This window comes from Microcoleus pseudofavosus SVA1_A4, assembly GCF_036700565.1.
Classification (GTDB): domain Bacteria; phylum Cyanobacteriota; class Cyanobacteriia; order Cyanobacteriales; family Microcoleaceae; genus Microcoleus.
The window spans coordinates 1-19,398 of the sequence record NZ_JAUBPE010000089.1 but is presented as its reverse complement, the minus strand read 5'-3'; the positions used below and the strand labels follow the sequence as shown (position 1 = coordinate 19,398).

Annotated in this window: 23 protein-coding genes and 1 pseudogene; 13 read left to right on the top strand and 11 right to left on the bottom strand. The window is 45.4% G+C overall.

Features of this window, described 5'->3' with window-relative positions; genetic code table 11:
* The first annotated feature begins 183 nt into the window (after positions 1–183).
* Together QUA02_RS28440 and QUA02_RS28435 are read left to right on the top strand one after the other, a co-directional pair.
* Entirely contained in the window at positions 184–594 is a 411-nt protein-coding gene (locus tag QUA02_RS28440; RefSeq protein WP_333032867.1) for a hypothetical protein, read from the top strand.
* A gap of 1,036 nt (positions 595–1,630) precedes the next feature.
* Positions 1,631–2,014: a hypothetical protein gene (locus QUA02_RS28435; RefSeq protein ID WP_333032866.1), complete on the top strand. Its 384-nt coding sequence runs from the start codon at positions 1,631–1,633 to the stop codon at positions 2,012–2,014.
* A 57-nt stretch (positions 2,015–2,071) separates the two neighbouring features.
* On the opposite strand, the gene dcm is transcribed toward QUA02_RS28435, so the two are convergent.
* Together dcm and QUA02_RS28425 are read right to left on the bottom strand one after the other, a co-directional pair.
* Entirely contained in the window at positions 2,072–3,034 is a 963-nt protein-coding gene (dcm, locus tag QUA02_RS28430; protein ID WP_333032865.1) for a DNA (cytosine-5-)-methyltransferase, read from the bottom strand.
* A gap of 106 nt (positions 3,035–3,140) precedes the next feature.
* Positions 3,141–3,299 carry a hypothetical protein gene (locus QUA02_RS28425; protein WP_333032864.1) on the bottom strand — a complete coding sequence of 53 codons (159 nt, stop codon included), beginning with the start codon at positions 3,297–3,299 and terminating at the stop codon, positions 3,141–3,143.
* A gap of 22 nt (positions 3,300–3,321) precedes the next feature.
* On the opposite strand from QUA02_RS28425, the gene QUA02_RS28420 reads away from it, so the two are divergent.
* Positions 3,322–3,705 (top strand): DUF4346 domain-containing protein, encoded by a 384-nt coding sequence (locus QUA02_RS28420; RefSeq protein WP_333032862.1) that lies wholly within the window; start codon positions 3,322–3,324, stop codon positions 3,703–3,705.
* A gap of 39 nt (positions 3,706–3,744) precedes the next feature.
* Here the strand turns inward: QUA02_RS28420 and psb32 are convergent, their stop codons facing one another.
* Positions 3,745–4,467 (bottom strand): photosystem II repair protein Psb32, encoded by a 723-nt coding sequence (psb32, locus tag QUA02_RS28415; protein WP_333032860.1) that lies wholly within the window; start codon positions 4,465–4,467, stop codon positions 3,745–3,747.
* Between the two features lie 205 nt (positions 4,468–4,672).
* Between psb32 and QUA02_RS28410 the strand changes: the two genes are divergently transcribed.
* On the top strand, positions 4,673–4,903 hold the full coding sequence (locus QUA02_RS28410; protein ID WP_333032858.1) for a hypothetical protein: 231 nt from the start codon (positions 4,673–4,675) through the stop codon (positions 4,901–4,903).
* Positions 4,904–5,061: 158 nt separating this feature from the next.
* Here the strand turns inward: QUA02_RS28410 and QUA02_RS28405 are convergent, their stop codons facing one another.
* The 6 genes and pseudogenes from QUA02_RS28405 to QUA02_RS28380 all read right to left on the bottom strand — a co-directional run bounded on the left by QUA02_RS28405 (position 5,062) and on the right by QUA02_RS28380 (position 9,249).
* Positions 5,062–5,607: an NADPH-dependent FMN reductase gene (locus QUA02_RS28405; RefSeq protein ID WP_333032854.1), complete on the bottom strand. Its 546-nt coding sequence runs from the start codon at positions 5,605–5,607 to the stop codon at positions 5,062–5,064.
* 253 nt (positions 5,608–5,860) lie between these two features.
* A pseudogene (locus QUA02_RS28400) lies at positions 5,861–6,404 on the bottom strand (ISKra4 family transposase); the annotation flags it as partial.
* Positions 6,405–6,557: 153 nt separating this feature from the next.
* A complete protein-coding gene (locus QUA02_RS28395) occupies positions 6,558–7,118 on the bottom strand; it encodes a Uma2 family endonuclease (RefSeq protein ID WP_333032852.1) in 561 nt (186 codons plus the stop codon).
* Positions 7,119–7,246: 128 nt separating this feature from the next.
* Positions 7,247–7,963, bottom strand: coding sequence for a GUN4 N-terminal ARM-like repeat domain-containing protein (locus tag QUA02_RS28390; RefSeq protein ID WP_333032851.1), 717 nt, complete (start codon positions 7,961–7,963; stop codon positions 7,247–7,249).
* A 236-nt stretch (positions 7,964–8,199) separates the two neighbouring features.
* Positions 8,200–8,772 (bottom strand): hypothetical protein, encoded by a 573-nt coding sequence (locus QUA02_RS28385; RefSeq protein WP_333032848.1) that lies wholly within the window; start codon positions 8,770–8,772, stop codon positions 8,200–8,202.
* A gap of 267 nt (positions 8,773–9,039) precedes the next feature.
* Positions 9,040–9,249 (bottom strand): hypothetical protein, encoded by a 210-nt coding sequence (locus tag QUA02_RS28380; protein ID WP_333032844.1) that lies wholly within the window; start codon positions 9,247–9,249, stop codon positions 9,040–9,042.
* A 1,083-nt stretch (positions 9,250–10,332) separates the two neighbouring features.
* Between QUA02_RS28380 and QUA02_RS28375 the strand changes: the two genes are divergently transcribed.
* The 5 genes from QUA02_RS28375 (at position 10,333) to QUA02_RS28355 (ending at position 14,704) form a co-directional block, all read left to right on the top strand.
* Positions 10,333–12,969 carry a Sll1247 family protein gene (locus QUA02_RS28375; protein WP_333032842.1) on the top strand — a complete coding sequence of 879 codons (2,637 nt, stop codon included), beginning with the start codon at positions 10,333–10,335 and terminating at the stop codon, positions 12,967–12,969.
* Between the two features lie 65 nt (positions 12,970–13,034).
* On the top strand, positions 13,035–13,505 hold the full coding sequence (locus QUA02_RS33745) for a type II toxin-antitoxin system RelN family antitoxin (RefSeq protein ID WP_445305217.1): 471 nt from the start codon (positions 13,035–13,037) through the stop codon (positions 13,503–13,505).
* Positions 13,495–13,857 carry a type II toxin-antitoxin system RelE/ParE family toxin gene (locus QUA02_RS28365; RefSeq protein ID WP_333032838.1) on the top strand — a complete coding sequence of 121 codons (363 nt, stop codon included), beginning with the start codon at positions 13,495–13,497 and terminating at the stop codon, positions 13,855–13,857. Before QUA02_RS33745 ends, QUA02_RS28365 begins: the two co-directional genes overlap by 11 nt.
* A gap of 21 nt (positions 13,858–13,878) precedes the next feature.
* The gene (ruvA, locus tag QUA02_RS28360) at positions 13,879–14,502 is read left to right on the top strand and encodes a Holliday junction branch migration protein RuvA (protein WP_333032835.1); all 624 of its coding nucleotides are present in this window, start codon (positions 13,879–13,881) and stop codon (positions 14,500–14,502) included.
* 16 nt (positions 14,503–14,518) lie between these two features.
* Positions 14,519–14,704, top strand: coding sequence for a CRISPR-associated endonuclease Cas2 (locus QUA02_RS28355; RefSeq protein WP_172186985.1), 186 nt, complete (start codon positions 14,519–14,521; stop codon positions 14,702–14,704).
* Positions 14,705–15,735: 1,031 nt separating this feature from the next.
* Here QUA02_RS28355 and QUA02_RS33740 read toward each other — a convergent pair.
* A complete protein-coding gene (locus QUA02_RS33740) occupies positions 15,736–16,038 on the bottom strand; it encodes a hypothetical protein (protein WP_445305216.1) in 303 nt (100 codons plus the stop codon).
* A 26-nt stretch (positions 16,039–16,064) separates the two neighbouring features.
* On the opposite strand from QUA02_RS33740, the gene rpsO reads away from it, so the two are divergent.
* The 4 genes from rpsO to QUA02_RS28335 all read left to right on the top strand — a co-directional run bounded on the left by rpsO (position 16,065) and on the right by QUA02_RS28335 (position 18,949).
* Complete coding sequence (gene rpsO / locus QUA02_RS28350; RefSeq protein ID WP_332991188.1) at positions 16,065–16,334, top strand: 30S ribosomal protein S15; 270 nt, start codon at positions 16,065–16,067, stop codon at positions 16,332–16,334.
* 96 nt (positions 16,335–16,430) lie between these two features.
* Positions 16,431–16,895 (top strand): PAM68 family protein, encoded by a 465-nt coding sequence (locus QUA02_RS28345; RefSeq protein ID WP_333032832.1) that lies wholly within the window; start codon positions 16,431–16,433, stop codon positions 16,893–16,895.
* 251 nt (positions 16,896–17,146) lie between these two features.
* The gene (gene aroF, locus QUA02_RS28340; RefSeq protein WP_333032831.1) at positions 17,147–18,208 is read left to right on the top strand and encodes a 3-deoxy-7-phosphoheptulonate synthase; all 1,062 of its coding nucleotides are present in this window, start codon (positions 17,147–17,149) and stop codon (positions 18,206–18,208) included.
* Positions 18,209–18,388: 180 nt separating this feature from the next.
* Positions 18,389–18,949, top strand: a complete 561-nt coding sequence (locus QUA02_RS28335; RefSeq protein ID WP_333032830.1) for a Uma2 family endonuclease — start codon at positions 18,389–18,391, stop codon at positions 18,947–18,949.
* Positions 18,950–19,108: 159 nt separating this feature from the next.
* Here the strand turns inward: QUA02_RS28335 and QUA02_RS28330 are convergent, their stop codons facing one another.
* The gene (locus tag QUA02_RS28330) at positions 19,109–19,267 is read right to left on the bottom strand and encodes a hypothetical protein (protein ID WP_333032828.1); all 159 of its coding nucleotides are present in this window, start codon (positions 19,265–19,267) and stop codon (positions 19,109–19,111) included.
* Between the last annotated feature and the right edge of the window lie 131 nt (positions 19,268–19,398).

The following is a 19,398-nucleotide window of genomic DNA, read 5'->3' as shown; positions in this document are numbered from 1 at the left end:
AGCTTCAAAAGTTCATAGGACTTACGCACTCCGACCAAAGAAACCGGGTTTTTCCAAAAAACCCGGTTTCTTTTGGCTGGAATGTGCGTATTTTCTTCCCTCAAACCCGGTTTCTCGTCCTCGATGCGTAAGTTCTAAATGTGTTAGCATAAAAAGAGCGAGCGACTTAATGAATTTAATCTTATGACTCTAGCAAAGGAACAAACTACCGATAGCAGTAGCAACAGCGGTTTATCGAATTTCCGCATCACTGTCGAACGTCTGCTCGAACTTTTAGATTTAGAACAAGAGGATGAGTACGGGATTTTGAGACCGAGTGAGTATGCTTTGAGAACAGCGATGAAATTGATTGTAGAAACCTATGATATTTTGGGTGATAATTTTCCTAAAGCATCCACTGGTACAGACGATCTAGGTAGTATCAGACTTGCTTGGCAAAATGTAAATGCCGATCGGAGAGTACGCTTATTCTGCCCGCATAATGCTGATGAGAAAGCTTACATTTATCATCAAAAGTGTGAGGAGTATGGCTCGGAAGATATTACTTCAGCAGCAACCTTAGCCCATTGGCTAGAGTGGTTTAATAAGGTATGACCGAGAAATATTCTCGGAGGGAATCAGATGTAGTCATAAATATCTAATGATTCATTACAGTGGCAAGTAAAATACCAGGTAGCTCCTATATTTCTTGTAAAACACTCTTATAAGTGTGAAAAAGCTTCATTCATTTTATCGCTGACCATTGGCGCTCAGGGGGCTTAGGCGAGCTAAACAAAGGGGTAGTCAGCGACAGCAACTGCAAAATCTCACGCAATAGGGTGCGCGAAACAATTATTTTTTCATCGAGAAATGTAAAAATTTGCGACGCTGAAGTTTGCGTCTTCTGAATTTGTGACATATTACTAAAGCTCCAACTGTTAAAGTTGGGTCAGCATACACTCGATCCTAGCCAAACCCCAGAACCGCTACAGCTTCCGTAAGTCTTCTTTGTTTAAGAGCTATAAGGCAATCTAGCAGAAACTTAAAGATTAAATCCCTAAGAATTTAGTAACTCTTGCCAATTCAGAGATATTAATGTTATGCTGTATCAAATCCGCACTCATCCATCTCTAAAATTCTGATAGTCGTTTTGGCAGGCTTTTTTTAAGCCTCACCACTAAGAATCGACTTTCCGATTAATACAAATGAAGCAACCCTTTGCCAGGAGCCCCAGCCAGGAGCTCCTTTTTTTTGGCTCGTTTCTAAAGCAGAGTGAAGTGAGAGCTTGTTCCTAAATACAGCGCTTTGCATCTAAATGGAGTACACCCCTCCCCAACCGTCCCAGAACTTCGGGGAGGGTGCCCGATAGGGCGGGTGGGGTGAATGTACGTAAGGATTCAGGTCTAAAAACTTGCGGCTCCAACGCTTGTCTGGCAAGGGTTTTAGGGCAAAACAAGGGTTTTTGTCTTTCGTGGTTATTGTCAATAAAGGACGAAAAACTGTCATTTTTTGTCATTTATTGAGAATAGAGATTTATTTAGCATCAAGCTCCAGATATAAAGTCTTTGCCCAGCAAGGAGTTCAGTGACCTGAATCCTTACGAATGTACTTCACTCAATTGGAATCTGCTGTATGTTATAACTAACGACTTATGAGTACGAAAAATCACTTCAATTCTTTACCTGACAGTGCTATTGTCTATAGAGCTTTACTCCGTCGTCAATGGATTGACGAAGCAAATTTAGTTGTATCTTCCGCTTATTTACTGCGAGCGAATGAACCGGGTTTATCGGTGACAATTGCCAGTGTTTGTTCCCCCGAACAATGTGCAGCAAAGTTCAACAATTGTTTCGGAGTTGCTAGTCTGCAAGTAGGACAAATTCGTGAATTAGGTTTAGATGCAGTACCTGATTCAGCATCCCACGCTCTGATTGTCGGTTTACCTCAGGTGAAAGATGATCGAAACAGAGCTGAAAGATTGGCCGATTTGTTAGCACAGCGATCGAGCATCATATGGCAACCTTCGCAAACATAGCTTAGCTATTCGTCCGATCGAATCCGGGCTAAAAACCCCTGATAATAATGGGCGGTTTCAACCGCCCAGTATTTCTTTGGCGATCGCCTCTACCACCGGTACACAAACCGAATTCCCAATTTGCTTGTAACTTTCCCCCGCACTCGGATAACTCTTAAAATCTTCAGGAAAACCCATAAGACGGTAACATTCCTTCAGCGTCAACTTTCTCACCATATCTTGCTCAGGAATGTAGATAAAAAACCTGCCCGATGTTTCTTGCGAAGGAATTGTCGGATGCACTCCATCTACCGAATAAATGCGATTAGGCTGTCTGTGAACTCTCGATAAATGTTCTGTATTCGGCCTCACGCCAGTTTTCCAAGTACCTTTATTTCTGTAACCTATAAATACCAGTCCCGAATCTTGCTTTCTGGGAGACTCAATTAAAGTATACTCGGATTTGTCCAATATTTCAAAATCTCCTGTCTCATCTAGAAAATCCCTGAGTTGCGGAGGAAACTTGCTTTTAAGTCGAGAAAAATTAAATTCTTTACCTTTAGTTGCAATAATAAATATTCTTTCGCGGTGTTGGGGAATTCCAAAGTCTTTAGCATTCAGCATTTTGTAATTCACGCTGTATCCCAAATCTTCAAGACTGGCAATAATTACTTTTAAGGTATTTCCCTTGTCGTGATGGATTAAGTGCTTGACATTTTCGAGAACGATAACTTTAGGCTGCTTGATTTTGATAATTTTACAAATCTCGAAAAATAGCGTGCCTCTAGTATCTTCAAAACCCAGCTTTTTGCCGCAGATGCTAAAAGGTTGGCACGGAAAACCCGCGACTAAAACATCAAAGTCTGCTAAATCGGCGGGATTGATGTTACTGATGTCTGCAAACGGAACCTCGCCGAAGTTTTCCGCATACACTTCCCGACATTTGCTGTTGATTTCGCAGGAAAAAACGCATTCAAACCCGATTTTTTCAAAACCTTGTCTGAAACCTCCTATTCCTGAAAACAAATCTATAAATTTCATCTATAATTTTATGCAAAATGTTACTCAACCCAATGATAACAGATTTGGTTTCTCTCTCTTATTTCACTCTGTGTTCTCTGCGCTCTCTGCGGTTCATTATACCAATTTAAACAAAAACCCCGCGCCGGACACGGCATTGCCGTGTCCCTACAGATATCGCGTAGAATGTCGATCGCCCAAAATCTCCCCCGCATCCAACCAACCAATCTCCCAAACTTGTCCCGCAGCCGACTAAACTAGAAATAGCAGAACAAAATACAGCCATTATCTACTTCCTTTCACCAACCATGAGCCAAACATTGGAAAACCTCACCGCAATTGATGACAAGCTATCCAAGCGCCACATCGACCTCGATCCGGGCGGCTACTTCATCATCTATCTCGATCGCACAACCAGCTTGATTTGTGCCAAACACTTCACCAACATCATCGACGATCGCGGCCTCGCCATCGATCCAGAAACCGGTAAACCAATCCCCGCCCGCGGCAAAGTAGAACGCACTCAGGCCACACTTTTTAGTGGCAGAACCGCCAAAGAACTTTGCGTAAAAATCCTAGAAGAAACCCGCCCCACTCCCGTGACAATGTTAGATCACGCGGCTTATCTGGGACGGGAATTTGTACGGGCAGAAATTGCATTGTTGATCGATCGAGAATACGTTCAAGATTAGTGCAAACCTGCGATAATTGCTTGACAAAACGGCAGCCGATCACGAAAAACCTTGATACCAGAAATAAGTCACCATCGGAATCACTGTCGCCAATACCAACAGCACAACCACAACAACTGTGGCATTGCCTTGGTCTGTTTCTTCAGCTTTTTTAAATGTGCCTTCAACTTGAATGTTGTCAACAACTTGAGGCGCACCCGGATCGGGTTCGCCCGACAAAACAGTTGCAATGCGCGAACTGGCTGCGGCAAATGCCTCGTTGTATTTATTGCCTTCCCGCAGCGGCACTTGCACGGTTTCCCCAGCCACACTCTGGGCAATTTCATCGCTTAGCAGGGATTTAACCCCTTCTCCGGTGCGAATTGCCGCACTGTTGGTAACTGTGTCGAGAACGAGTAAAATTTGGTTAGTCTGGTCTTCTTTTGCGGGAAACCACTGTTCAAACAGTTGCTCGGTGAAAGTGGCACTCGTTTCGCCGTAGTCTAAGCGGTGGATGGTGACAAACCTGACTTCTTTACCTGTTTGCTTTTCCAAGTTGTCGAGTTCGCTGCTGATATTGCTTTCGCTGCTGCGGCTGAGAACATCGCCTTTGTCGAACACCCAAGTTCGATCGCCCGCCGACAACACCGGCATTTCGTACACGCCAGTCGCCAATGCCGGCAATACCGCCATCTGGGATGCGATTAGGGCGATCGCGATCGCCGCCGCTAAAGGTTGGAGATATTTTCTCCACTTAAATAATTGCTTCAAGAGTCTGGTCATGAGGTTAACCGTAAAACTAACTTTTTCCCAAAAACATTATACAAACAGTTTCAAACCCCCTTGACATACTTCCGCAGCTAATTCCGAGTACCGAATACAGCGCCAGCAGAATCGCGGTTGAAGGTAAAATTCATTTTATGCAGGGCAATCTTTACAATTAGTTAGCCAGTCGAACTCCCCGCCAGATTATTTTAGGATTCTAACTATGGAACCAGCAGACACTTATAAAGGTTGGATTATTCAATCCCAGAAAGTATTCTACGTCGAGGTTTGGGATAGCCGCGGCAACCGCCACGTCGCCGTCCAAAATGCCAAGACTGAGGAGGAAGCTTTGGAATTGGCCAAAAAGTGGATTGACAAATATGAGTCAAAACCCGGAAGAATGCCGAGTGACGTACCCCATCCTTTCGGAGACATGATCGATATGCCATTTTAACTCAGTTGACTGTTGACTGTTGACTGTTAACAGTTAACATTACAGCTTGTAGGGTGCGTCAGATATAGAAAACCTCTTCTAATCGAGAAATTATTGGAACTGACGCACCCAAAGACTATGCCAGTTGCGTCCAGGAGTGTATTTGTCATGAGATACAATTACGAAATTCCTCGCAATTTCCGCGTATTTTCCACTAAACTCCGAGCAAATTCGTCGAACCTTTCAGACAGTTTTTCATCCAACAATTTACCGTCGGGACTAAAAGCTTTCCAAGCTTGTCCGATCGCAATTTGTTCGGGAATTACCCAAGCGTGCACCCATCTCAAAATCACCCGCAAATCGTTAAGCGCGTTGCTGTTAACTTGCCCTCCCAAAACGCTGATCGAACCCGCAACTTTTCCGTCCAAATGCTCAAAACTCATCAAATCCAGGGCATTCTTGAGAGCACCGCTGACGCTGCCGTGGTACTCCGGCGTTGCCAAAATCAAGCCGTCGGCTTCCTTAACCGCATTCCGCAGCTTTTCCACATCCGGGTACTTCTGATAATCATTCTCGCCGTCGCAGAAGGGCAGATCGAGCGATCGCAAATCCAATATTTCAACTTCCGCGCCCAGGGCCTGCGCCCGCTCTGCCGCTACCTTCAATGCCATCTGGCTGTTGGAGCCAGCCCGCAAACTTCCACCAATGCCGACAATCTTCACCATAAGACTTAAAAACAATAACTGCTCGAGTAAAGCGTACTCATTACGATTATGATTAATGTAGCAAGTTCGATCGGCAACTGTCAAGTGAAGGGCGGCACGACACGGATTCAGACACAGATACACACACAGGACTTACGCAACTGGCATAGATAGTAAGGTGCTCTACTATCCCGAAATCCTCGATAGTCGTTCTAGAACTTCGTCCGGGACACCCTACAAGTCGATGGTCGTGTGACAGTTGGCCTTAGTCCTAACTCCACTCAATTAGACCTTGATTGTCTTGAAAAAATGCTCCATAATGAACCTCATCTAAACACAGGGCTTTATAGTCTTTCCAATAACACGGTTCGCCTTTATTCTCCTTGCGTAGCCTGACTTTCCCCCATCCAATGTAATTTATCGGACTCCTTGTTTAGATGTAAGCAATTCAAATTATTGTCGCTTTACTAATCTTGATAACGATGCTCTGAGAAAAATTTATTCCTGTTAAAAATTCTAAATCTTGTTCCGCTATTTGATAAGATTCATTATTTTTGATTAAAAGAGCATTCTTTTCCATCATTGGGTTGAGTTGACAAGACGCTTTCAACCCGAAATATTCCGCTTGATTATCTGTAATTTTGATCTAGCAGACTATGGTTTTTAGTTTTCGGCTTCTGACTGTCTCAAGGCCTGAGACTCTTGAAAAAAAAACTAGCTAGTTCTGGCCCTACTTCTTTTAAGCTTTCCTGACGTAGAAATTTTTCTCTACTTTCAAAATTTTTCAGTTCAGTTGGCTCTATATTTTTAGAAATAATTTCTGCTGCCGCTTTTAAGTGGGCTTTTAGCTGTTGTTATTCGTCGGGTGTCCTTTTCTTTCTTTCATCCTTTTTTTATGCTGTTACTAGCTTTTTCATTTTAACCCTTTTTTCATAGATTTGCAAAACTGAGATGCACCCAAGCGATCGCACTCAATCAATCAATTCCGCTTCTTCAAAAATCAGTCGAGTCGTCAACTCCAAACCAGGCAGCAACTCATCCACAATCAATGTATTATCCGTATAAACTTGACTCGAACCATCGGGGAAAAAGCTTCTTATTAAAATAGCTTCTGGATCGATTACCCAAACTCGCGTCACACCCGCAGCCAAATAATCTTTCGCCTTCTCTTCAAATTCCTTCATCGTTTGATCTGGAGAGATAATCTCAATCACCAGTTCAGGAATTGCGGGACAAGCTTGATTCCGCCGATAACTCCGCGGTAAACGTTCATAAGAAATATACAGTAAATCTGGTACAGGAGCCCAGTTTCGATCCTGACGCTTTAATAGAACCGCTAATTCTGGAAAGACTCTACCTTTTCCCCGACTCCATAGACGCAATAGGAAATTTAAAGCTCCCTGTAAACTGGAATGAAAAATTTTTGGAGACACTTTAGGAACTGCTTGACCCTCTACAAACTCATAATATACATCTCCGTCGGGCAAAGCTAGAAATTCTGCTAAAGTGAGTTGGGTTCCGATGCCTACCATGACTCCCAGCCCTCTCGCTAATTAATTGATATGTCTATTATACAAAATTTTCCAATTTTCCTAGTACCCAGATACCCGACTTCTTAAAGAAGTCGGGTATCTAACAGCCCCAAAAAATCGCAAACCCTTCATTTCAACCAAGCACGATGAGCCATCAAAGCCGAAAACGGCTGCACTCCCCGCAACTGATTCGACAGCGGCAAATGACCCCTAGGCGCGCTCAAATCCCAAATAAACTCTTGGGGATACCGCGTCCAATTATTTCCCTTCTTCCAGCCAATTAGCGGCCACAACTTATCCCAATTCTTGCCCGAACTCAGCCAAATTTCCCGCTGCACCGAAAAGCCAAATTTGCCTTCGGAATGAACTTTCCACAGCGTATTAATTGTTTGCAAATCCGCCACCGGCAAACTCTCAACTTGCGTAAAATACAGCCACTTTCTCACGGAAGCTGTTTCACCCGCCAATTCACAAAGCTTGTCTAAAGTCAAGCGATCGGCTTCTTGAAATTCCTGTAACGCCAATAATTGTTGCAGCGGAGTGTAATCAATGTTAGAGTCCGATCGCAGCGGCACAACCCCAGTGGGAAAATTCGCTTGCAAAAATGCCGTCGCTCTTTCTGAATTAGCGTTGTAAAGAATTTGGTAAGCCTTGCCCGTTACCGCAGTTGGCGATTCTGACTTGCGCTCTAATAAAAATTCCATCAATACATCCCAAGCGGAATCTGCTATGTGTTGTTGTAGCAGTTGCAGTTGAGTTTTTTCCGAACCCGATCGTAACTGAGAGCGGAATTCGGCTGTATCGGCCGCCGAGTCTAATGGAGAAGTAGAAATCGAGTCAGTCATGACAAACAATCAGCTATCAGCTATCAGCTATCAGCGATTAGCTGAAGCCCTGGTTTTTCCCCATTGTACAATGGTACTGACTCCGATTCACTTCTCTGTTTTCAGATGCCCGCGCGCGGAGCTCGCTGCCAGCTAACCCCGCCGCCCGCACTGTCGAGAGCCAATGGCAGCAATAGCAACTAAGCTTACCCTCTGAGTTTTACGATCGATGCCACTTAAAAGAGTTTTTCTTGAGCCTAATCGTCCACGATCGCAGCCCATGCAGGGAACGAAGGCGGAAAATAGTTGATATCATATTCCGAATCCTCCCACTCTTTCACCCAAAGCGGCACTGCGCCGGGGCGAGGAGTTGCCGCAAAAGTGCGTTCTTTGGCTTCGATCGTGTGAAATAGCTGTTTCAAAGTATCTCCCCGATCCAAAGCTTCGCTGAGGATGTCGTCCAAGTCAGGATCGACCCGCTTGACCCGATTTTTGTCCTCCTCAAGCCACAGAAGTTTCAAAGACTTCAGATCCCTCGGACTGAGGATGCTCTTGTAGTAGACGCGCTTGAGGGTCGCTACGGGTTCTAAAGAGCGTTCGATCCGGCGAATTTGCTGAACTCGCAGGTAGTGCCATTCCGCTAAACGCAAGCGTTCCGATGGCGCGAGGGTTTCCTTCCCCGTTGCGTGTTTGTAGTCGTAGTTAACCAAACTGCAAGCCATATTGGCCAGCAGGTGAATTAACTGTTTTTCTTTGGGTGTCGCCTGACGCCGTTCCTGGGTTCTTGTCAATACCCGCTGTCTGCGGGTAGTTTCGAGAGTATTTTCCATTGGGTTTTTACGAGATGAAATACGATTGTGCCAGATCCGAATCCCGAACATCAGAAGCTAAGAAAGTCCAGAGGCGGGGAAACTCCACCGACAGACTCGCCTCACCTGTTTATTTTCCCATTCACTGTTCTTTGAAACTGACTCCAACTCATGGGATTAGGTGGACTGATATTAGGCTCGAGTTTTAACCGCCTCCCTCGGAGGCGGTTAGGACAACAAACACAACCACAACCACAAACGCTGAGAGCGAACCACTGAGAGCGCCAATTATTTCCTGCCTTTACCGGTCTTTACTTCTTCTTGCTCCCCATCCTCATTCGTTCCAGTGTAGTTGAAGTCAGGACGACTCTCCCAAGCCGTCAAACTCCTGGTTGATGAAGGTTGTGGGACGACAGCAGTTGCGCTGGCGCTGCCTGCCTGGAAAAAGCCGATGCCCGCCGAGGTAATTACCCCTAATACTAAGATGCTGTTTTTCATGTTCGATGACCCTGATTTGCGTAGATTGACACTTTTTGGCTAACCCGATCTGTCAGAAATGGGTTGATGCAATAGCCCACTTGTCTTCTGATAAATCTGCCTGCCATAATCAATTCAGACAGGCACACCCGCTTGCGATCGGAAACGCCGGAAGTGACGTGTTACTAATGTCCACGATCATCCACCAACCCGAATCTTTTGGGTAGTGGAGCGAAAGCCATCAGGGCGTCGATCCATCAGGGAGTTATGCCATCAGGGTGCTAATCCATCGGGTAGTTAAGCCATCAGGGCGCATCTTCTACAACTAGCCACAGACTTAACTTTTATAGTTGAGCGAGTGGTTGGCCGGGCACTGACAACGCCTTTAAGAATTAAACTTTTTGTGGATTCATCCCGAAAAAGTTTGTCCTTAAGAATCCCCGCGCTTGCGGAAGTCCGGGGAGTGTCAGCAGCATGGAATTTCATGCAATCTAAGTCAACTAAAAAAACGCAGATTAACGATATCTCCCACTCAAGCAGTCCTCAGCAAAACGCTGGGGTTTTTTATTGGCAGCCATTGCTCAGCCTTTTCCTCCGGCATTCGGCAGGCGGATCTGAAGGCAGAACGTTGACGGCGCTGTGGTTATGAGTTTCCCTGGCAACATCATACCACCGGGTGAATTTTAAAGTATTATTGTAAAAAAATGTGAATTAAATGGCATTTTGGCGTTTTCAATCCGGTTGAGTGAAAATTAACATACTTATCTAAACGAGTGTGAAGAACAAGGGATCTGGGGTACGATCGCCCTCCTCCCAGCATTTCGGGCGAACGGTTGCAAAGATACGGTAAAGATTGAGAAGGAGAAAGGTGAGTTAGTAGACAATAGAGAAAGACGAACAAAAATTTTCAACCATAGTAAGGCAAGTTCAAAAAAAACAATGCAAATGCAACTGTAGGCAAACTCCAAACCCTTATTGAATAAGTCATTCCCAAGTCTTCAATGCTTTAATCTAAAATCTAAAATGGTATAAGCTGGCAATAATTGCAATTTGTAACCTTTCGATCGCACAGCATAGGGGCGTAACATCTTGATGAATTCCCAGATGACAGCAGAAGTCAACTCAACGTACCAATATCAAGTCGGAGGATATTTGCCTGCCGGTGCGCCCACCTATGTCAGGCGATCGGCTGACAGCGAACTCTACGAAGGACTAAAAGCCGGAGACTTCTGTTACGTGTTGAGTTCGCCGCAAATGGGAAAGTCCAGTCTGCTAGTGCAAACGGCCAAAAGGTTGCAAGCAGAAGGTACAGTTTTTGCCGCCATCAACTTGAGAAGCATCAGCAGCCCAGATATCTCCCCCCAAAAGTGGTATGCCGCAATCATGTACCGCATGGCAAGCAGCTTGCACCTCACAAACAGGTTTGATGCCATCAAGTGGTGGAACGATCGCGAACTGCTGTCGCCGGTGCAGCGATTAGAGATATTTATCGAAAAAGTTTTGCTCAAGTCAATTCGGCAAAATCTAGTAATTTTCATAGATGACATTGACAGCACCAGCCGCCTAAATTTCAGTACCAGCGATTTTTTTGCTTCGATCCGGGCTTGTTACTCCAAACGGGCAGAGCAACCGGAATACGATCGCCTGACTTTTGCTGTTCTCGGAGTAGCGGCCCCGTCAGAATTGATGCTAGATCCAAGCTGCAACCCTTTTAATATTGGACGGCCAATTAATCTAAGTCGATTTCAACTCGACGAAAGTTTGCCGCTAGCAAAAGGCTTGGCACTCAAAGCTTTTCGCCCTCAAAAAGTGCTCCAAGAAATATTAGCTTGGACGGGCGGCCAACCGTTTCTGACTCAAAAGCTTTGCCACTTGGTACTTGAATACGGGCCTTTTATTGGCAGAAATTGCGAAGCGCCGCAGGTTAAAAAACTGCTCAAAGACAGAATTCTTAAAAATTGGGAAGAACGGGACGAACCCCAACATTTAACAGCAATTCACGACCGCATTTTCCACAGCCGCTGTGACCTCACCAAGCTGTTAACGATCTACCAGCAAATTTGGCAACCGCCAGACCCTAAAAAACCGGGGGAATCGCAAGGAGTACCTGCCGATTACTCTCCCGAAAAAATCGAATTGCAAATGTCAGGACTGATTGTTAAATATCAGGGTAAATTAATAGTTTCCAACCTAATTTATCAGTCAGTTTTTAATCGGTTTTGGGTGGAAAAAGAACTGGGAAAATTGGCTCCGTACCGTTTTGCGCTAGCAGCCTGGCTGGCTTCCGACCGCGAAGATGAATCGCAGTTATTGACCGGGGAAAGTTTGCAGTCAGCTTTGGATTGGGCGGCCAACAAAAAATTAAGCCAAGAACACTATTGGTTCTTGAATCCCGATCGAACTTTTGGGGAAACACCGACATTGGTTGTCGCACAAGTTGCAGACAGCAGCTTAGACACAGATGCAGACAGCAGTATTCTCACCCCGCCCTCAGAGACGGTTCCAATTGGCAGCAACGAACAGAGATTGTACGATCACATCCTCTCCTGCGTGGAAACAGAATCCCCCGCACAGGTGATCGAGCGGTTCCGAAAGCTATTTATCGACGGCATGGGCTATCCCGATCGAGAGATTGAAGCAACTTTGTACAGTATAGTCTCCGTCAAGCGATCGGATCACGAGTTTAAATACATCCTCCACCGCTGCTGCTACATCCCGATCAACCGCTGGCAATTGCACTCGCAAAACAAATTGGCGATCGCCAATTTGGTAGCTTTATTTAAGCAGACTTCTCCCCGGTTTGGGAGAGAATTTTACATAGTCAAGTGCTTGCAAGAACAAATAGCATTCTTTACTAAAAGTGAAGAATTCCAGACCCTAGAGCGCTTAGTAAAAGCCGTAGATGGAGAGCCGGAACCGCAGAAACAAGATACTCATTCTCCTTTGGGCGAATTGATTTCTCGGTATCCTTATTTGTACGGGCATTCTCTGCTGAGCAAGGACAGCATTGAGGAAGACCAACAAACCATCAAAAAACTGGCATTTCAAAGACAGCGACAATTTGAAACACATTTGTCTCAATATTTAAATTATTTGGTTGAGCCGAGAAATACAGAAATAGGCATTGTGCAGCGGGCGGCTAATCCCACACTTTTGAACGATGCGGAACTGCACTTAGCTGTCAGGGAATTTGCCGGAAAAGTAACGGGCGATCGCAGCTACAAAGAAGCGGCTCAATTTTTCCTGAGAGATGCCAGACAAACTCCATCTTACGGCTCGTTTAAAGTGGATTTATATGAATATATAATATCGTCGGTCGAACCAGAATACGGCGGGCGTCAATTTAATGACCGTTTGTACAAGCAAATCAAAAATACATTGCGAGAAAATGACTCGGTGAAATTCAATAATCTATTGTTAGTTCGGACTTGCCACCAGTTGTTCAACTTCTTAGTAGTGGAAAATTCCCAACATCTCAGCCACTACGTTTTTTACGACTTGGTGTACAACCTCGGCGCCAGCCGGACAATGGGTTTACTGCTCAAACTCGTTCTACTTTCGGGCAAAGTTAAACCAGAGTTGGAAAAGCGATTTTCTATTTTGTTTAATCACTATGAAGGCAAAGCTTCTGACGAAATTATGTGGTTTGTCAAATCATTGGAAAATTTCAATGTGGCTTTGGTTGTGAATTTTGGTAAGACGGATTTGTCTTTGGTTAAACATCATCTTATTTTGAATTAAAAAAACAAACTCTCTGGTGCAGGGTTATATAATAGTATTAATTTAAAAAAATCAAGGTAAAACACATGAAAGCCTTTGAAGTCACAGGAACGATCGACGAAAAAGGTCAATTATTGCTCGATCGACCTTTAACCGCAGAAACTCCCGGCCGCGTGCGAATTATCGTCCTCTTTCAGGAACCTACAGATGAAGGTGAAGACGACCCCGACGATACTCCAGTTGAAGAAGTAAAAGCCAGTCTCAGAAGAGCGTTGCAGCAAGCCAAAGCCGGACAAACCCGACCAATCTCTGAACTGTGGGAGAGAATCGAGGCCGAAAAAAATCAATTATTGCTCGATCGATCTTTAACACTCGATATTCCGAATCTCCTGCGAATCATTCTCCTTCTTTCGGAACCTACAGATGAAACTGAAGAAGATCAAGATGATACTCCAGTTGCAGAAATAAAAGCCAGTCTCAAAAGAGCGTTGCAGGAAGCTAAAACCGGACAGCGAATACCTCTTTCTCAAATGTGGGAGGGCATCGATGTCGAATGAATCCGAACTCGTTCAGATCGATTTAACGCCTGAGTATAAGCGAAACTTGCGTGAATTATCCAAAAAAAATCGCCAAATCCGGCTAGATACTCAGCCCGTAATTGAACAAATACAGGCTGGCAATTTTATTGGCGATCGCATTCCCGGAATGGGCGAAAATTATATCATCTTAAAAGTCCGGGTGAAAAACAGCAACATCCAAAAAGGGAAAAGCGCAGGATATCGCCTGATTTATCGAGTTGAATCGCCGTCGATCGTACTTTTGTTAACCATATACTCAAAATCCGATCGCACAGACATCAGTATCAACGAAATCCGCAGCATCATCACCGACTTTGATGAAAGCCAATAGCGGTGTATTATTATTAATTTTATGATTAGCTATCTCAAAGGCACAGTGGCCGATATCGCCAAAGGCAGCAACCGCGTCATCCTGACTCTCGAAGTCAATCAAATTGGCTATGAAGTCCAAATTTTGCCCCGCGTGACCGGTCAATTGCCAGCATCCGGCGAAGTCGCCCAAATTTTTACCCACCAGCAAGTTAAGGAAGACCAAATCGTATTGTACGGTTTTGGCAGCGCGGCAGAACGCGATTTGTTTCGGCAGTTGACGAGTGTTAGCGGTGTTGGAGCTCAACTGGCGATCGCACTTCTCGATACTTTAGGATTGCAAGATTTAGTCCAGGCGATCGTCGGCGGTAACACCCGCATCCTCGCCAAAACCCCGGGCGTGGGTACAAAAACCGCAGAACGTCTCGCCCTCGAACTCAAAAGCAAACTCTCGGAATGGCGGCAGCAGGCAGGTTTGACAACGCCAGTCGCCGCCGGAGTCTCCCCAGCTATTCAAGAAGAAGTCGAGATGATCCTGCTCGCGATGGGATACACTGGGGCTGAAGTCTTGCAAGCGCTGCAAACCCTCAGTCAAGACAGCAGTTTGTCCGCCAAAGGTAATGCCGATGATTGGATACGCGAGGCGATCGCCTATTTGAGCCGATAGTTTTCTGCTTAATACTATGGTTTTTGAGTGTGCCCTGTCTCAGCGTCAGTTTGAGGAGTTTCGCACTCGCCTGCGGGGACGGGTCAATTTGGATGAAGATAACATCCGTTTTTATGCCTTGTCAACGCGGGCGATCGGGCAGGTAGAAACTTGGGGTTCTGGCCCGTCGGTGACTCAAGCGCCAACTTCGATCGTTGTCTAAAGTATTTTTTTTGACAATTGACAGCCAGGGAAATCTAGGTTAATATTACGCCATTGCTAAATTGTGATTGTAAATCACACAAGCCAATACAAACTTGTCGTGTTAATTACTATCTAAATAAACAGCACCAGTACCTAGAAAATTAAATAGATTAGAGCAGTGTTTTAGCGCTTCAATCATTTAGATGTGCGATCGCCTCGCTAAATGGCTGAAACACAGATTCTCTCGTATAGGCGGCCGTTCTATTGTCCCGTAAGGGTTTCAGGGATTTTTGAGAGGTGATTTTCGGCTCTAAGTGAGTTCAGCATCAGAGGCGATCGGAAACCGCTTCTGGAGCCTTTACTAGGCAAGCCTTTCACAACGAGGGGTCGCAATTCACTTTTCCCCGCAAGGGGATTGAAACACCCCACACCCCATCATCAGGAGGAGGAAGTTATACCCGAAGTCGCAATTCACTTTTCCCCGCAAGGGGATTGAAACCCCATTACTTGATTAGCTGCGTAGGAAGTAGTTCCTAGTCGCAATTCACTTTTCCCCGCAAGGGGATTGAAACGCAAGTTGCAACAATACCTGGCTGGACGCATAACAAAGTCGCAATTCACTTTTCCCCGCAAGGGGATTGAAACACTATGACGTAAGTTTGACCAGTAGGATCTTCTGTTAGAAGTCGCAATTCACTTTTCCCCGCAAGGGGATTGAAACATCATTAAATCATTAATAACAAATCCTTCAAGTATACTCACAATTCACTTTTCCCCGCAAGGGGATTGAAACACTTCTTTATGTTCTTTTTGTACACCATCTTTAGTTCTGTCGCAATTCAATTTTCCCCGTAAGGGGATTGAAACCTATTGATTCTGTCAATACACTGGTGTTTGTTTCTTAAAATCGCAATTCACTTTTCCCCGCAAGGGGATTGAAACTGGCCAGATGTAATCTCGGTACAGAATTGTTGCCAATGTGTCCCAATTCACTTTTCCCCGCAAGGGGATTGAAACTCACATCTGCCTGAGTTAGAGGATTTAGCGCACTTAGAGTCGCAATTTATTTGTCCCCGCAAGGGGATTGAAACTGGAAGTTGTCGGTTGTCCAATCTTCAACAGCTCCAGTTGCAATTTACTTTTCCCAGCAAGGGGATTCATATCAATTCCGGCTGCGCCGACATGATATGGAGGAGACGGCAGTGCCGTTTCCCTACCCCGATCGATTGTAGGGACTAAGGCACTGCCGTCTCCTCCGTTTGTATCTCGCTCTAGGAACTCTTGCACCAAAAAATTCATCTCGCACACTGCACCCTTGTCCATTCCCTGTGATATCATTGGAGATTGTGACATCGTACAAAAAAACATAAAATCAATTCATGCCACTTACACAACAGCGCAAACTAGAAATCATGGGCGACTACCAAACCCATGAAACCGACACCGGTTCAGCAGATGTCCAAGTCGCCATGCTGACCGATCGCATCACCAAACTCAGCGCCCACCTGAAAATCAACCAAAAAGACTTCGCATCTCGCCGCGGTTTGATGATGATGATCAGCCGCCGCAAGCGCCTGCTGGCTTACATCCAAAAAGGAAGCGTCGAACGCTACAAAGCATTGATTGCCCGTCTAGGCATTCGCGGCTAAACACCAAAGCGAAAATTTGCGACAATATTCAAGAACCTTGGACGCAAACCAAGACTGATTGAATACAAGTTCGAGATTTCAGGTTAGAGATAGAATATGTCCTCCGAACCACCCCGCCAGCGCTTACCGTTTGAACCGATCGCAAATCGCAAAAAAACGCCCAAAAAGCCCGCAGAACCCCTAGAAAACCCAGTCAAAGAAGACAAGCAGCCCCCAGCCCAAAAAACCGGGGGCAAACAGTCACAATCCATCCCAGAAGTTGTCAGCCGACGCATGATATCGCGCATAGCCTTATTTTGCGGAGTACCGACACTCCTGGGAATTTCCACCTTTTTTGTGAGTTATTTAATTGTCAGCCAGGGCTTGTTTGACCTACCCAACACAGCAGTATTATTAGTAAGTATGGGCTGTTTTGGTTTAGGAGTTCTGGGATTGAGTTACGGAGTTCTTTCAGCTTCCTGGGATGAAGAAGTTTCAGGAAGCAGTCTGGGGTGGGAAGAATTCAATACTAATTTTGGACGGATGCGAGAAGCGTGGCGTGACGCAAAATCTAAAAGTTAGTCATTAGTCATTAGTCAGCAGTCATTAGTCATTGGTGTCAACTTAAGGTAAAACCCAGTCAGAGACGGCTGTTTGACGATTAAGCCCAGATCCCCCCTAACCCCCCTTAAGAAGGGGGGGACAAGAACTTGCTCAAAGTCCCCCTTCTTAAGGGGGATTTAGGGGGATCGAGACTTAGGTAAAAACGGGATTTTTCTCACTGAATCCATGTCATAATCCGTAGTTTAGCGCAACACACAAAAGAAAAAAATATGATTATTGTAATGAAAGCCGGCACTCCAGAAGCCGAAATCGATCGACTAGACGAAGACCTCCGCACTACCTGGGGTTTGACACCAGAAAAAATAGTCGGCCGTTACAAAGTTGTTATGGGTTTGGTAGGCGACACCGCCGAGCTCGAACCAATGCAACTGCGCGAAATGAGCACCTGGATTGAAGAAGTGCTGCGCGTGGAAAAACCCTACAAACGCGCTTGTCTGGAATACCGCCAAGGAGAACCGAGTTCCGTAGAAGTTGCTACTCCTTTGGGAACTGTGACGATCGGTCTAAATCACCCGATCGCGATCGTAGCAGGCCCTTGCTCGGTCGAAAACGAAGAAATGATTGTCGAAACGGCAATGCGCGTCAAAGCTGCTGGTGCTCATTTTCTGCGGGGTGGCGCGTACAAACCGAGAACTTCCCCCTACGCTTTCCAAGGTCACGGCGAGAGTGCTTTGGGATTGCTGGCGGCGGCCCGGGAAGCCAGCGGTTTGGGAATTATCACCGAAGTTATGGATGCGGCGGACTTAAGTGCGATCGTCGAAGTAGCCGACGTGGTTCAAGTCGGGGCGAGAAATATGCAGAATTTCTCACTGTTGAAGAAAGTCGGAGCTCAAGACAAACCCGTTTTGCTGAAGCGCGGCATTTCCGCAACCATTGAAGAATGGTTGATGGCTGCCGAGTATATCATGGCTTCTGGCAATCCCAACGTGATTTTGTGCGAGCGCGGAATTCGCGGGTATGACAGGCAGTATACGCGGAATACGCTCGATTTGTCGGCGGTTCCTGTGTTGCGAACCCTGACTCACTTACCGATTATGGTTGACCCCAGTCACGGCACCGGTTGGGCGCAGTTTGTACCGTCAATGGCGTTTGCTTCGATCGCCTCCGGTACAGATTCGCTGATGATAGAAGTGCACCCGAATCCCAAAAAAGCTTTGTCTGACGGGCCGCAATCTTTAACACCGGATCAGTTCGACAAGTTGATGGAAGAATTGGCGGTGATTGGTAAAGTCATGAACCGTTGGCCGCAACCCGTGCCTGTTTTGGCATAGAAACAGGCGAAACGCGTAAGCTAAAATGCGATCGCGGTTAAATCCCCGATTTCTTTAAGAAGTCGGGGATTTTGTTATTCGGTTTTTGGAATAGAGGCCCAGGGGCGATCGTACTTCTAGGAAAGTTTGGAAATTTTGTATAATTGATATTTGAGTTAATTAGTGAGAGGGCTGGGAGTCATGGTAGGCATCGGAACCAAACTCACTTTAGCAGAATTTCTAGCTTTGCCCGACGGAGATATATATTGTGAGTTTGTAGATGGTGAAGCAGTCCCCAAAGTGTCTCCAAAATATTTTCATTCCAGTTTACAGGGAGCTTTGTGTCGCCTGATTCGTTTATGGTGTAAAGGACGCGGGCGAGTGCTTCCAGAATGGGCAATTTTGTTAAAACGTCAGGATAAAGATTGGGTACCTGTTCCCGATTTAACGTACATTTCTTATGAACGTCTGCCGAAAAGTTGGCGGCGAAATGAAGCTTGTCCCGCAATTCCTGAACTGGTGATTGAGATTATCTCTCCCGATCAAACGATGAAGGAATTTGAAGAGAAGGCGAAAGATTATTTGGCGGCGGGCGTGACGCGAGTTTGGGCGATCGATCCAGAGGCTATTTTAATTAGAAGTTTTTTGACCGATGGTTCTAGTCAAGTTTATACGGATAATACACCGATTGTGGATGAGTTGCTGCCTGGTTTGGAGTTGACGACTAGACAGATTTTTGAAGAAGCCGAATTGATTGATTGATTGATTGAGTTATATCAAATCCGGCTGCGCCGGAATGATATAGAGGACACGGCAGTGCCGTTTCCCTACCGTAATTTATTGTAGGGACACGGCACTGCCGTGTCCTGATTTCGGGTTATATTAATTCCGATGCAACCGGAATTGATATTACTCATTGAATTAGCGAGCACTTTGATTTAAGATTGTTTGAATTTGATTTTGTACTTGTTCGAGTTCTCGACGTTTGTCAGCCAGCCAAACCTTTTCGGCTTCGCATTCTGCTTGATTTTGGCGATCGCGCTTTTCCTGCTGTTCTAATAAATTTTCCCACAGCGACATTGCTTGTGCGATTGCACCGCTACTCGTCTCAACTCTTTCTTCAAATACTACAATAGACCTCCTGCGAAAATATCAAGTACTCGCCTGTTGTAATGATAAATACAGGTCATAATTGTAAATTCCTGCAATTA